This window comes from Bryocella elongata, assembly GCF_900108185.1.
Lineage (GTDB): Bacteria > Acidobacteriota > Terriglobia > Terriglobales > Acidobacteriaceae > Granulicella > Granulicella elongata.
This window is the reverse complement of sequence record NZ_FNVA01000007.1, coordinates 314,780-327,787: the sequence shown is the minus strand read 5'-3', so window position 1 is coordinate 327,787 and position 13,008 is coordinate 314,780. Positions and strand designations below refer to the sequence as shown.

The window sequence follows — 13,008 nt, the reverse complement described above, 5'->3', positions numbered from 1 at the left end:
GAGACTAGGGTTGCTTTGCCGCCGCTGCGGCGACCTTGCGGTCGTGACGGTGCTGCTTCCACTTCATGTAATCCGGATAAAACTCTTCGAGGAATGCCCCAAACGTTCCCTCAGCGGTCACCGTCAACCCTCGCTCGAAGGTCAGCCCCACGCCGCGCTGCGAGGACGGATAGTAAATGTTCGAGACTGCGCCGCCGATGATGTTGCCCAGGACGTTGGAGTAGTTCGGCTCCCACTTCCCGTTGTCGCCCTTGCAGCGGACCGTCGAAAGCATCGACAACATCAGGCGGTGCTTGAAGGTACCGGTGCCAATGCGGAAGTAACGCGGATCCTGGTGCAGCACGGAAGGAAGAATCGCATTGCCCCACAGGTTGCCGTCGAAGCTGTCCGCGTAGGAAGCACCGTAGCGCTTGGCAAAGCCAGTGAACCCCTGGTGCCACTCCGGATACGTATTCTCCGCCTGTTCGATACCAGAGTCGATCCCGGCGAGCGCAAACTGGAACGGGTCGAAGGCGCTATGGAAGAAGAGGTTGAACTTCTCCTTCGGGCCAATCGGGGCAGCCTGGCCGCTGCTGACGAGGTTGAACTCCGGCACGATGCCCAGCACGCGCTGCTTTTCCTGCTCGGCAATCTCGCGCTTGCGACGGGCATCTTCCGCCTCCGAGCCGTCCTGCGATTGACTGGTCTGCGGCTCCGCGCTCTGGGCGGCGGAGCTGGAGGACGAGCTTGAAGACGAGCTGCTGGACGGGGCCGCAGGCGCCTGCGGTGTTGCGGCCTGCGCGAGCTCTACCAACGGAGCAGAAACGAACGAGCCAGAGATCTGGGGAGCTGGTGCATCCGGCAGCAGAGCTGCAGGCTGCACAGCACCAGTCTGCGCCGCAAGCCCCATAGGGAGCGCCAGGACGGCGCAGAAGAAGCGAAATTTCATCACAGTGTTAGTTTACCCATGGCTATAGGACGTTTCAGCGACTGTCTGTGGTTCATCGACGTTCTCTTTGCCCTATCGGCTCGGACCGCGTGACGTTTCGCTCTTGCCGCGACTCGATGCCCGACGTGTCCGTCTGCTAGCTTGAAAGCATTCCGCAAGTGGGAGGTATTCGAATGTGGGCCAGATTCTGGCTACGGCTCATGGGACAGATCCTGCTCTGGGCCTTTGTCGCCGCACTCGCGGCCTATCCCATCGACTTCGCCGTCTGGAAGATCCGCGTCTCCCACGGCACAGGGATGGGGACAGTCGAAACCTTTCAATCGGTCGCCGCGGAAGAAAAGGGCAACAAGGAGGAATACTTCCCCCAGGGAGAAGCGACAACTCCCTGTAGCTTCTCGCTCTATCCCCAGGGCGGCAATGCACCGTGCTGGTGGCTCCGCGGTCACGCCGATCAGGTAGTGCGCTACTGAGTCCCAGGGTCCGACCGCATACCGCATTGGTGCTGTTTGCTCAGGAGATCTCCTATCCTGGAAAAATCCATTCGGCTCAGCGTCAAAGCCGCGGCGATAATGGAGTGGACCTGCCAGCCACAAGAGGACCTGCTTTGAATCACTTGACGCGCACGTTGCTTCGTTCTGCTGTCCTGCTCCTTGCCGCCGCATCGGCTGCCGTCCCTATGGCCAGCGCGCAGGCTCGCCCCACTGCGGATCGCCCCACGCGCTTCAGCGTCTTCGCTGGAGCCACTGGGACCTATACCGGTCTCTATGACGGACGCAACGTCGGCATCACTGCCGGCGCGGACCTTGAACTCCATCGTTTCTTCGGTTTTCAGCCTGCTATCGAGCTGCGCGCCACCTACCCGTTCTCCGATGGCAACTCGGTCGCGCTGAAGAATGCTCTTGGTGGTCTTCGGCTGGAGAAGAGCCTCGGCCGCATCCATCCCTACGGAAACCTGCTCGTCGGCCGCGGCGAATTGAACTACCAGAACGGCGGCCTGCTGAGTAAAGACGGCTCGACCGTCTACATCCAGTCGCTCTCCAACGTGTATGACGCCGGTGGTGGAGCTGACCTCGATCTCACGTCACACTTTGGGATCAAGTTCGATGTACAGCTCCAGCGCTACGGTTCTCCCATCACCGACACGGGCACCGAATGGGCGAAGGCCGCGACCATCGGCGTAGTCTACCGGTTGAGACTGAAGGGCTATCGCGGCGAACGGTAGCCTGATGCAACGTCCTCGCGACGTTGCTCCAAATCACGGCCTGCGCGAAACTTGCGACGACACCAAGGCTAGGCTTCGCCTAACCACATCGAAGTGCGGCCTAACCAGCCTGCAACGCCCGAAACGACACAGCCCAGGACCCCGAATCTGCGTCCATTTTTCTTATGCAGATGGCTGTAGCCGGTGGGCTCCGTAATTCCCGTTTCTCTTCGTTCCGTTCTTCGACGTACCGCCTGCTCAGCGCAGCCGCCGCAATCCTCGCGGCAGCAAGCTTCGCCTCAGGCCGCAGCGCCAGCGCCCAGGCCCACGCGACTGCGGAACGGGACGCCAGGATCTCCGTCTTCGGCGGCTTTACGGGCAGCTTCACTGACCTCGACAACGGGCGCAATATGAGCGTCACCGCCGGTGGGGACTTCTCCTTGATGAAGCTCTTTGGCCTGACACCATCCATCGAAGTGCGCGGAACCTATCCCATCAATGATGGACAGGTGGTGGCAGTGAAAGACATCCTGGGCGGGATCAAGCTCGAGAAAAAGGTACATTTCGTGCGGCCGTACGGGGACTTCCTCTTCGGGCGGGGGGCGATGGACTATCACGACCTCACCTTGAATCGGGATGGCACGCTGTACTACTACAGGTCCTACTCGAATGTATGGGCCGCCGGCGTAGGGTTTGACTTCTTGCTATCGCCGAGTTGGGCGCTGAAGCTGGATGGGCAGATGGAGCGCTTCAACTCCCCGATCACCAACTCTGGCGACCAGTGGGTGAAGGCGGGGACCATCGGCGTGAAATACACCATCCCGTTTCGCGGGACGCGCTACGGGCATTGATCGCGCGACTCGTGATGCGGGCTAGAAGTTCCGGAAGCGCCCACCGGTGACGAGGCGCAGCAGGAGTGTGAGCAGAACCGCGCCAATCACTGCGACAAGGACGGTGTACAGGAAGCCGCCGGAGCCGGCGTAGCCCAGGTTCACCATGATGAGCCCTCCGACGACTGCGCCGACGATGCCAACGATGATGTCGACCAGCGGACCGTAGCCCGCGCCGCGCATGATCTTGCCGGTCACAAAGCCTGCCAGCAATCCGACAATGAGCCACACGATGAGGCTGTGCGTACCTTCGGCGGACTGCACGTACCGGTTGATGTTGACCGAGTGGTGCTGGACGATGGTCACTTGTGTCTCCTCTGACTGCCTGCAATCAAATAGTCAGAGGGGCCCGGGCGAGGGATGGTTGTGCGGCGGAGCAGATTGGGCCGCATGATTCGTGTCGTGCTCGAATTTTCGATCTCCGGGAGACATTTATCCGGATGCGAAGCTACGCGGGGTGGTCCCCCTCCCCCTCCCTGTTTGGGTAAGTGTTGATTTGCTTGGGGTTAGGTGGGGACCTCTATCGCAAAGTATTGATTCCAAGGGCGATGTAGGCAAAGTCTTGTGCCGCAGCGAGTTAACGGGTGGGGGGTGACTTTGGTTTGCGTGCGTCCGGGCATGGGGGCGCCATGTCGCGGCCTGGAGGGTCGCAAGCGTGCCGCTGGCGCTGCGCCTAGTCCGAATCGGCTTCGAGGGGAACGGATGAGTTTTTGGCGGAGACGCTAGGGATGGGCTTTGACCCAGCTATGCGCGGTGAAGTCCATGGCGATGCTGGCGGCGAGGAGACCGAGGGAGATGGCCAGCGCGCCGAGGATCCAGCCGAGCTCGATGCGTCCCTTGAGCATGAAGTAGTCGAGGATGCCGAAGACCAGGACGAGCACGGCGGCCTCCGCGAAGAAGGCGGAGCAGCGGCGGGAGGCGATGAGGACCAGGTCGATGAGACGAGAGCCAGCGACCCCGCGCCCGGTAGGGGCAGGCATCACGTGCAGGTTGGTGGGGCTGGAGGCGGGTGTTTCGGGTTGGATTTCGAAGCGACGAACGATTTTGTGAAACATACAGAGACCCTTGTGGTGCTACTCAAGGATGCTTTGCAGGAGTGAGCAAGTCCAGTCAATTTCAGGTAAATGGTTGATATCGCTATGCTTACTGAAATCAGGCGAGCTTCTTTGTCCGATCGGCGATGGTCTTGAGGCTGCGGAGGGCTTCGTTCACGGCGTCGGAGTCGGGGAAGGCGTCCATCAGGTCGGCGTCGATGAGGACGACATTGGTGCCTGCGGCGATCTCGTCCAAGGCTTTGCGGCGGGCTGCGTTCCTTCTGGTGGCTCGCTGCTTTCGGCCCAGCTGCTTCTGCCCCGCCTCGTGCGCCAGCGCTTCGTCCGGCGTGGGAAAGGATTTACGACGCCTCCGGCCATGGCCGTCGCGCCAATCCGCGTAGTAGCTACTTCCCTTGGGAAACATCCTGACCTTGTACATCGATCTCAGGATGTGGATGCCATCGATTTACGGCCTGATGGGCACGGTGTCCCGATGCGGCACGCGAAGAGGTACCTCAGCGGCTAAAGCCGGATTGTGGGCGGCGTCGGGATGGCCCGGTTGAAACCGGGCCCTTCCGGTATTTGCTGTCCGGGATGGGGAGCCTGATCGAACGTCCACGTCTCAGAGGCGAGACGTGGGACACCCGGCAATCGCTGGCTCGATGGTCGTCCAAACGTGATCTATCGGTCTTCGTCTTCTGAATGCAGTTCGTCGGGGAATGTCTCCGCGAACGGGTCGGCGAAGACGGTCATGGCCTCCGCGAGCGAGGCTCCGTGCTTTTCCAGGTTGCTTGTGGCTTTGCTGGGGTCGTACTCGAAGGCCAGCGGCATTGCGCACGATACACGAAGCCCGGCGCGGGTGGTTTTCATGCGCATCCTGCAAACCCATGTCTCAGAAGCGAGACATGGGGCACCCGATATGTTGGTGAATCAGACGTGGGCCACCCGCCACGCGCAAGGGGCCCCAGCGGCTGAAGCCGGATTGTGGGAGGCGTTGTGACGGCCCGGTTGAAACCGGGCCCTTCCGGGATGTTCTTGTTCAGATGCAGCGTTGCTGTGAAAGCGCACCCGCCTTGCGAGGCGGGACGTCCAGCACTCCAACCGTCGAATATTGTCCGATGTGGACCTACCCATGACAAACTAGCGGAATTGCTTGATCGACTGTAACCACTCTGACACCGAGTTTTCTATCCAAATAACGGCATACAGCACCTGATCCAGCCGCCATTATTTCGAGGCGCCTTTCTGAGCTACAGCCCTTCTCCGTAGGCTCCCAGAAGTCAATGTCCTGCCCCACAAGAATGTGGGGAAACGCCTCTGCCGCCACCTCAATGAAAGTGCCTTCGTGCCGCGTTGAAAAGGGAAACCCAAGTTTAGTAGTCAGGTGTTTCTTGTGCTGCTGGTGCAGCTTTCCTGCGACAAATTCAATGTTGCCTTCACGGAGCCACTTGTAAAGATATTCGCCGAATACAAGGCCACAGGTCTCCAGCCACTGGTGCTGCATCTTCCCGCCAAGATCCAGCGCGAATTTGTGATGGGTCACGATGCCATCGATCAGGGCCTGTATCTCAGGATTCGATTGCGTCACCAGGTGCTCGGCGAACTGTTGCATGACACAAGAATCACAGGTGATTGCGCTCACGGCTAATTGCCCCCGCCCCGCATCAGAGGTGCTCGCGCGAGGTTGACTGCCTCGGTCAGCCTTTCTTCAAAAAACCCATTTGGCCATTTCTGCTGAAATATGCCTCTATCATCCATCGACAACGTCACTATTCGCTTCCCGTCTGGAGTAGGCTCCACATAATGAACGGTGATGTCCTCTTTGGGTATCTCTCCGAGCGCAACTTTCGTCTGAAGCCGCATAATCAGGTGTTCGCTGTGAGTCTCGAGAATCGTCTGAATTCCACGCTTATAAACATCGGCGAAAAACTCTCCGAGTTCCGCCTGAGCTCGGGGATGCAAATGGATTTCAGGTTGTTCCACCATCAGTAGTGAATCTTCGGAGATATCGTATCCGGCGACAAGAATTGGCAGGACTTGGGATGCACCGAACCCCACATCTGCAATGTTAGATGATTCCCCGGTTATTGGATGTTTCAACTGCACTTGGTAGTGCCTATCGCCAAGAGCCTCCACCGCGAGGTCACCAGCAATCTGCGCGCCGCGAAGCCAATTCTTTACCTTATTAGTTAATATGCCCTTCTTGTTACCGCGGCGAAAGAAATCGCTCATTAGCACATCTGTGGCTCCTGAGCCTGTTTCTCCGAGGACTGACGGCCGCTCACCGGTGAACGGATATAACCTTGCGGGGCTTTCCCTAAAAGGCCCTAAGTATTGAAGAGAAACTAGAAATCGATTCAAACGCACGAAGGCGCGATTGAGCTCAGAATACGGCTTACTAAAAAGTCCCAGCTGGTTCGTGGCCGCCGCCTCTTCTCTTGTCTGTGGCCCAAGCTTACGATACAAGCGGTCCAGTATAAGGGTACCTAGCCGCGGCATGAAATGCACAAATGGCAATGGCATTTTTGCTTTTGCGGCTTCTGGAAGACCTTTCAATTCCCTGATGAGCTGGTGCCCTGTGGAAACGGTAAACGCCGTCCTAAGCACTGGTTCTGGCTGCCCATCGCGAAACTCGCTGGCGACGAATTGCTGCAATACCACTTCCCGCCGTTGGACACGATATCCATAGTTCAGGTCGATACTCGATATCTTTCCGTCTAGCTCGAATTCCAGGTTGAAGCCTATTGACCGTTTTGTCTCGTGCCGGTAGACCGCGTCTTTGTACGTCCCCAGCTCCTCGAGAAGAAGACTGGTGTCAGGGTCGACGCTGCTAAGCGTATTAGACAAGACTCTCAAGGCGCTGATGATCGAGCTCTTTCCAGCGTTGTTCGGCCCCACCAAAATCGTGATCGGCGAGAGTCGCAAGGTTGCGCTCTCAAAGGCGCGAAAATTGCGCAATGTCACGGCCGTAAGCGCAATGGATCGCGGCATTCTCTCCTCCTGAGTGTGGATTACTCCACGGTAACACTCTTTGCAAGGTTTCTTGGCTGGTCGACGTCGCAGCCTCGGCGGACGGCGATGTGGTAGGCGAGTAGCTGGAGGGGGACTACTTCGAGGATGGGGAGGAGTAGTTCGTGGGTGGGGGGGATGCAGATGGTGTGTTCCACGAGCTGGGAGATTTCGTGGTCGCCTTCGATGGCGATGGCGATGACTCGGCCGGAGCGGGCGGTGACTTCCTGGATGTTGGAGAGGGTCTTTTCGTACTTGAGGACGGAGGAGGGGTCGGAGGGGTCTTTGGTGGCGATGACGACGACGGGCAGGGTCTCGTCGATGAGGGCGTTGGGGCCGTGCTTCATCTCGCCGGCGGGGTAGCCTTCAGCGTGGATGTAGGAGATCTCCTTGAGCTTGAGGGCGCCTTCGAGGGCGATGGGGTAGTGGATGCCCCGGCCGAGGAAGAGGAAGTCGCGGGCGGTGGAGAACTCCTTGGCTAACTTGCAGCAGACGTCGTCCGCCGTGCGGAGGACTTCTTCGAGTTTTGCGGGGATGCGGGCTAACTCGGTGACGAGGGCGAGGGATTGTTCGTCGGTAACTGTGCCGCGGAGCTGGGCGAGATAGAGCGCGAAGGTGAAGAGCGCGGTAAGTTGGGCGGAGAAGGCCTTGGTGGAGGCGACTCCTATCTCGGGACCGGCGTTGGTGGTGATGGTTCCGGCGGCGAGGCGAGTTACAGCGGAGCCGACGACGTTGCAGATGGCGATGGTCTTGGAGCCCTTGGCGATGAGCTCCTGCTGCGCGGCGATGGTGTCGGCTGTTTCTCCGGACTGGGTGATGAGCAGGCCGAGGTCGGTGGGATTTGGGATGGGGTCGCGGTAGCGGTACTCGCTGGCGTAGTCGACGTCGACGGGGAGGCGGGCGAGGCGCTCGATCATGAACTTGCCGGCGAGGCCGGCGTGCCAGCTGGTGCCACAGGCGGCGATGGTGATGCCGGTGGTCTTGCGGAACTCGTCTTCGGAGATGTTGAACTCGTCGAAGAAGACCTTGCCGGTATCGAGGGAGACTCGGCCGAGGGTGGTGTCGCGGATGGCGCGCGGCTGCTCGTTGATTTCCTTGAGCATGAAGTGCTTGTAGCCGGCTTTTTCGGCCTGGATGGGGTCCCAGGTGATGCGTTGGGTTTTGAGGGGTTTGAGGCCGCCTTCGAAGTCGGTGAGGAGGATGCCCGAGGTGGTGAGGGTGGCGACCTCGCCGTCCTGGAGGAAGTAGATATCGCGGGTGTGGTGGAGGATGCCGGGGACGTCGGAGGCGACGAAGTATTCGCCGTCGCCGATGCCGAGGACGGCGGGCGGGCCCATGCGGGCGGCGACGAGCTTGTCGGGCTCGTGCGCGGAGAGGACGCCGATGGCGAAGGCGCCGGTGAGGCGTTTGACGGCGCGGCGCACTGCCTCTTCCAGAGGCAGTGAGGGATTAGGGATTAGGGAATAGGGATTAGGGTCGTCCAGGACGGTTTGGGATTCGTTGCTGTCGGGGGCGTCGGTGGTAGCCCGGGTCCGAGAATCCGGACCCGGGGCACCCAATCCCTTCGACGCTAGTTCGAGTTCGTCCTGGATGACGTGGGCGATGATCTCGGTGTCCGTTTCGGACATGAACTTGTGGCCCTTGGCGATGAGGGCGTTCTTGAGGGCGAGGTAGTTTTCGACGATGCCGTTGTGCACGACGACGAGGGAGCCGGTGCCGTCGCGGTGGGGGTGGGCGTTTTCTTCGGTCGGGCGGCCGTGGGTGGCCCAGCGGGTGTGGCCGATGCCGTAGGTGCCGTGGACGGGATCCTTTTGGAGGATGGCGGCGAGGTTGCGGAGCTTGCCGGGAGCGCGGCGTAGCTGCAGCGGGTTGGGCTTGCCATCGGGCGTAAGGCCGCCGGCGACGGCGATGCCTGCCGAGTCATAGCCGCGATATTCGAGGCGCGCGAGGCCTTCCATGATGACGGGAACACAAGCCTTGGGTCCGATGTAACCAACGATTCCGCACATGCTGAGAGTGTACCTGCCTGAAAAGATTCGGCCTCGGGGTAGAGGCTGATGAGTTGGATGCGGGGGGGGAAACAGCAGGGCCCGTGCGACGGGAGGTCGCACGGGCCCTGGGTTGGGGTGGATGGGACGTACAGCCGTGTCGGCTAGAAGTTGATCTTGATGGAGCCCTGGAAGACGCGGGCGGCGTTGCTGGTGGAGCCGATCTGTCCGAAGGTGCTTGAGTTGAGAGCCGCTGTGGGGGTGGAGAAGTTGGGATGGTTTAGCGCGTTGAAGGCTTCGAGACGCAGGGTGGTGGAGAGGTTTTCGTAGATCTTGAAGATGCGCGAGATCTGCGGATCGAACTGGTATTGAGGGAGACCACGGAAGGCGTTCCGGCTAATGTTTCCGAAGGTGCCAGGTGTAACAGCGGTGGCGCAAGCGGTGGCGCAGAAAGCAGCGGGATTGAGGTAACCGCGGTTGACGGCACCAGAGCCCGCACGGTTGGCGAGGTGGGTGTAGATAGGGACTCCGGCGACGATGTTGGGGCGATCGTTGCCGATGTCGGTGAGAGAAACGTCGGTGCCGGTGGTGACGTTGAAGGGTGCTCCACTGGTGATGTGTGTGAGGGCAGCGACCTCCCAGCCGTTGACGACGGCGCGGACGATACCGTTGGTGAGATGGAAGCGGCTGGTCGCGACGAGCGAGATATTTTCCACGTCGCGATAGTCCGAGCCGCAAGGTCCGTAATCGAAGCCGGGGTTGGCAGGATTTTCAGGGCCAGTGCCAGCGTAGTCGCCCTGGGCGTCATAGATGTTGAGGCACTTGGACCACGTGTAATTGGCGAGCAGACTGAAGCTATCGGAGAGGCGATGCTGCAGGCTGGCGATCATGCCGTTGTAGTTGCCCATGCCACCGTAACCCACGAGCACCGAACCTCCGCCGCCACCGAGATACTGGTTGCCCTGCGCGGGGTTAGCAATGGTGAGAGCGAAGCGCGAGTTCTGGTTGGCGGCGGTGGAACAAGCTGTACCGGCGGCGCCAGGCTTTACGGCAGCCGCACCTGTGGTGACGATGGGCGAGCAACCTGTTCCACCGGCGCCCCAGACACCTGGAATAAAGACAGCAGGGCTGAGCGGTATACCCATCGGCATGTGGGTTGTCTTATTGCCGATGTAGTCGACCTGCAGCTGCCAACCGTGTCCAAACTGGTGCTGGACGCTGGCGGTCCACTGCGTGGTGTATGAGGGATGGAACTGGGTGGGCATGACGATGTACTGCGATTGTGCGAAGTACAGAGCCTGCGACGGAGTGGGGACAGCCGGTTGCGGGAAGGGGCTGGCGGTAAGCGAACCTACAGACCACGGCGAGCTAAGGCTGAGCGGACCGGAGGTAGAGGTTTGGGTTTCGCTGACAGCCGTGGCGAACGGGGGGTTCTGCTGCGTGCGCTGACCGGTGAAGAAGTTGACTTCGTCGTAGATCAGCTCGGCGCCGGCGCGGATGACGGTCTTGCCTTTGCCGCCGATGTCATACGCCAGAGCAGCGTTGGGAGAGAACTGCCACGGCGAGTTCTTGGTGAACTGCCGAGGTACTCCGGGATCGCCGTAGTAGAGTGTTCCCGCCGGAGCATTGGGATAGACGGTGCTGACCTGGTTGGCCAGGAAGGCGCTCATGCTGAAGGTGGTTCCGCGATTGAAGAAGTCGACGGGAATGAACTCCGGCGACCAACGGATACCGGCAACCAACGTAAGCTGCGGCGTAGCGTGGAAAGTGTCCTGTGCATAGAGGCTCGGCACGTTGCCACGAAGGGCGTTCTGCTGCGCCTTGCTCTGCTGGAAGGCGCTCATTGCGCCGCGAAGGAGGTCGAGGTTGCCGTCTCCGGTGATAGAACCGCCGGCGGGACCGCTGCCCGAGTAGACGCCGCTGAGGGTGAATACACCGTTCACCTCATACGAGTTATAGATGTTGAGCTGATTGTGGGCGAGTTCACCGCCTACGACGAACTGGTGTTTGCCGCGCAACAGAGTGACATCGTCATTGAAGGTGATGGTGTTGTCATTGAAGTGAGCGACTGAGTTCGTGCCACCACCGAGGGTGAACTTATTGGTGACGGCGAGATAGAGGCCGTTGGGTTCGCCCTGATACATGTTGATGCCGAGGGTTGCGGCATTGATGTCATTCGGAGCATAGCCACGATTATTAACGCGGCGCAAGCCAGTGAGATGAGCGCTGTTGACGGTACGGCTGCTGATGGTCCAGTTTTCGCCGAAGGTCAAGCTCTGCGTACGCTCTACGTTGCCTGAGGCCGTCGTAATGAGGACGTTGGTGGGCGAGAAAAACGCGGGTGCCTGGTAGCCGTCGATGAAGTAACGGCCGTAGAAGTTATGTTTCGAGTTGATGTTCCAGTCGACCCGGGTATCGAACTCGTTGTCGAAGACGTTTTGCGGGATACCGTAGCTGACGAGACCGCAATTGTTGACGTCGATGGCAGGGTTGATCGCGGGCAGGTACTTCTGCAGCGCCAGAGCCTGCGCGTTCCAGGCGGGGGTGGTGGTGTATTTGTTGCCGGGAAGCGCTACACCGGTGATGGGGTCGACGAGTTGAACGGTCTTGGTGGCGCAGGAGGTCGGAGTGATGATGGTACCGATTGCTGGATCGGTTACCGAGAAATCTCCAAGGAGGTTGGCCGCGGTGGGAACATGGGCCTGAGTGGTTGCTGAGAACTGCTTGCTGATGAGGTGCTGATAGCCAGCGAAGAAGAAGAGCCTGTCGCGACCGTTGAAGACCTTCGGAATCCAGACGGGGCCACCGAAGGTCCCGCCGAACTGATTCTGGTGGAGCTGATCTTTGCTGGTGGAAAAGAAGTTCGTCGCATCGAGGTAGTTGTTGCGGATGAATTCGAATGCGGAGCCGTGAAACTGGTTGGTGCCCGAGCGGGTGACGGCGTTTACGAGACCGCCGGAGTGCATACCATCCTGCGCGCCCAGTACTGAGGATTCAACGCTGAACTGGCTGAGAGCGTCCGGGAATGGGAAGGGGAGATTGCCGTTACCCATGTAGTCGTTGTTATCGCCGCCATCCAGACGCCAGAGGGTGGTGTTGCCGGCGCCACCGGCGACGGAGATGGAGATGGTCTGGTAGGAGTACTTGCTACCGGTGAAGTCGCCCGCGGGCGCGGCGGTGGCGCCGCCTGAGACAAGAAGAAGACCAGTGATCTGGCGGCTGGCGGAGTTGAGCGGAAGCTCGGTAATGTCCTGCTGATCGACGGTCTGCTTGAAGCTGGCGTCCTCGGTCTGGAGAGCGAGGCCTTCGGCCTGCACCGTAACGGTCTGGGTCTCCTGACCGATGGTCATCTTAACGTTGACGGCGATGTTGCTGCCGACCTCGAGCACGTTGTTCTTGCTGGCAAAGGTCTGAAAGCCAGGCGCCGCGACGCTGACGGTATAACTTCCGATCGGTATGTTCGGAAAGACGTAGGCCCCTTGGCTATCGGTCTGGATGACCTGGGTTACCTTCGTAGCTTCCGCCGTCAGCGTGATCTTAGCGTTGGGGATAATGGCACCTGCGGGATCCGTAACGGTTCCCTGGATGGTGCCGGTGCCAGCGACCTGCGCGGGGGCGGGCGCAAGCGCGAATGTCAGAACGAGCAGAAGTGCGGCGAGTCCGGTTGTTAGTCTCCGGACTGCACGGCAGGTAAATTCCATCGGGTTTGCCTCCAGGCAAAAAGGGTCGTTGAGCTGCAGCCATGGCATGCGGGGCGGATTACGCCGCGCTATTACCGTGGCAGCACGATGCATAAGTCGGTGGAGATTGAAATCGTGCTCCGACATCACTCATGTTGTGCGCCTATCGAGCTGAACCGGTATAACCACTCGCGGCGCAAGTCTAGCTGGTTCTAAATCGGCGAACATACTCCGCCCCGCGGAATTGTTTTGTCAAGGAAACTTCTGCGCCCGGTTCG

The 13,008-nt window shown here is 59.9% G+C and carries 12 protein-coding genes; 3 read left to right on the top strand and 9 right to left on the bottom strand.

What is annotated here, in order from left to right; translation table 11 throughout:
- Positions 1-4: 4 nt before the first annotated feature.
- A complete protein-coding gene (locus tag C4S68_RS19505; protein WP_103934774.1) occupies positions 5-928 on the bottom strand; it encodes a hypothetical protein in 924 nt (307 codons plus the stop codon).
- Between the two features lie 173 nt (positions 929-1,101).
- Here C4S68_RS19505 and C4S68_RS19500 point away from each other — a divergent pair, with 173 nt between their 5' ends.
- From C4S68_RS19500 to C4S68_RS19490, 3 genes are all read left to right on the top strand, one after another.
- Complete coding sequence (locus C4S68_RS19500) at positions 1,102-1,398, top strand: hypothetical protein (protein ID WP_103934773.1); 297 nt, start codon at positions 1,102-1,104, stop codon at positions 1,396-1,398.
- 134 nt (positions 1,399-1,532) lie between these two features.
- Positions 1,533-2,150 (top strand): hypothetical protein, encoded by a 618-nt coding sequence (locus C4S68_RS19495; protein ID WP_146072234.1) that lies wholly within the window; start codon positions 1,533-1,535, stop codon positions 2,148-2,150.
- 164 nt (positions 2,151-2,314) lie between these two features.
- Positions 2,315-2,980, top strand: a complete 666-nt coding sequence (locus C4S68_RS19490; RefSeq protein WP_103934771.1) for a hypothetical protein — start codon at positions 2,315-2,317, stop codon at positions 2,978-2,980.
- 21 nt (positions 2,981-3,001) lie between these two features.
- On the opposite strand, the gene C4S68_RS23675 is transcribed toward C4S68_RS19490, so the two are convergent.
- The 8 genes from C4S68_RS23675 to C4S68_RS19450 form a co-directional block, all read right to left on the bottom strand.
- Positions 3,002-3,325, bottom strand: a complete 324-nt coding sequence (locus C4S68_RS23675) for a GlsB/YeaQ/YmgE family stress response membrane protein (RefSeq protein ID WP_235011725.1) — start codon at positions 3,323-3,325, stop codon at positions 3,002-3,004.
- A 416-nt stretch (positions 3,326-3,741) separates the two neighbouring features.
- Entirely contained in the window at positions 3,742-4,074 is a 333-nt protein-coding gene (locus tag C4S68_RS23440; protein ID WP_200821595.1) for a hypothetical protein, read from the bottom strand.
- A gap of 97 nt (positions 4,075-4,171) precedes the next feature.
- The gene (locus C4S68_RS19475; RefSeq protein WP_103934770.1) at positions 4,172-4,492 is read right to left on the bottom strand and encodes a hypothetical protein; all 321 of its coding nucleotides are present in this window, start codon (positions 4,490-4,492) and stop codon (positions 4,172-4,174) included.
- A gap of 242 nt (positions 4,493-4,734) precedes the next feature.
- Positions 4,735-4,923 carry a BrnT family toxin gene (locus C4S68_RS19470; protein WP_235011724.1) on the bottom strand — a complete coding sequence of 63 codons (189 nt, stop codon included), beginning with the start codon at positions 4,921-4,923 and terminating at the stop codon, positions 4,735-4,737.
- Positions 4,924-5,179: 256 nt separating this feature from the next.
- Positions 5,180-5,665 (bottom strand): hypothetical protein, encoded by a 486-nt coding sequence (locus tag C4S68_RS19465; RefSeq protein ID WP_103934768.1) that lies wholly within the window; start codon positions 5,663-5,665, stop codon positions 5,180-5,182.
- 32 nt (positions 5,666-5,697) lie between these two features.
- On the bottom strand, positions 5,698-7,044 hold the full coding sequence (locus tag C4S68_RS19460; protein ID WP_103934767.1) for an AAA family ATPase: 1,347 nt from the start codon (positions 7,042-7,044) through the stop codon (positions 5,698-5,700).
- A 20-nt stretch (positions 7,045-7,064) separates the two neighbouring features.
- Positions 7,065-9,071 (bottom strand): glutamine--fructose-6-phosphate transaminase (isomerizing), encoded by a 2,007-nt coding sequence (gene glmS, locus C4S68_RS19455; protein ID WP_103934766.1) that lies wholly within the window; start codon positions 9,069-9,071, stop codon positions 7,065-7,067.
- Positions 9,072-9,214: 143 nt separating this feature from the next.
- On the bottom strand, positions 9,215-12,751 hold the full coding sequence (locus tag C4S68_RS19450; RefSeq protein WP_103934765.1) for a carboxypeptidase-like regulatory domain-containing protein: 3,537 nt from the start codon (positions 12,749-12,751) through the stop codon (positions 9,215-9,217).
- Between the last annotated feature and the right edge of the window lie 257 nt (positions 12,752-13,008).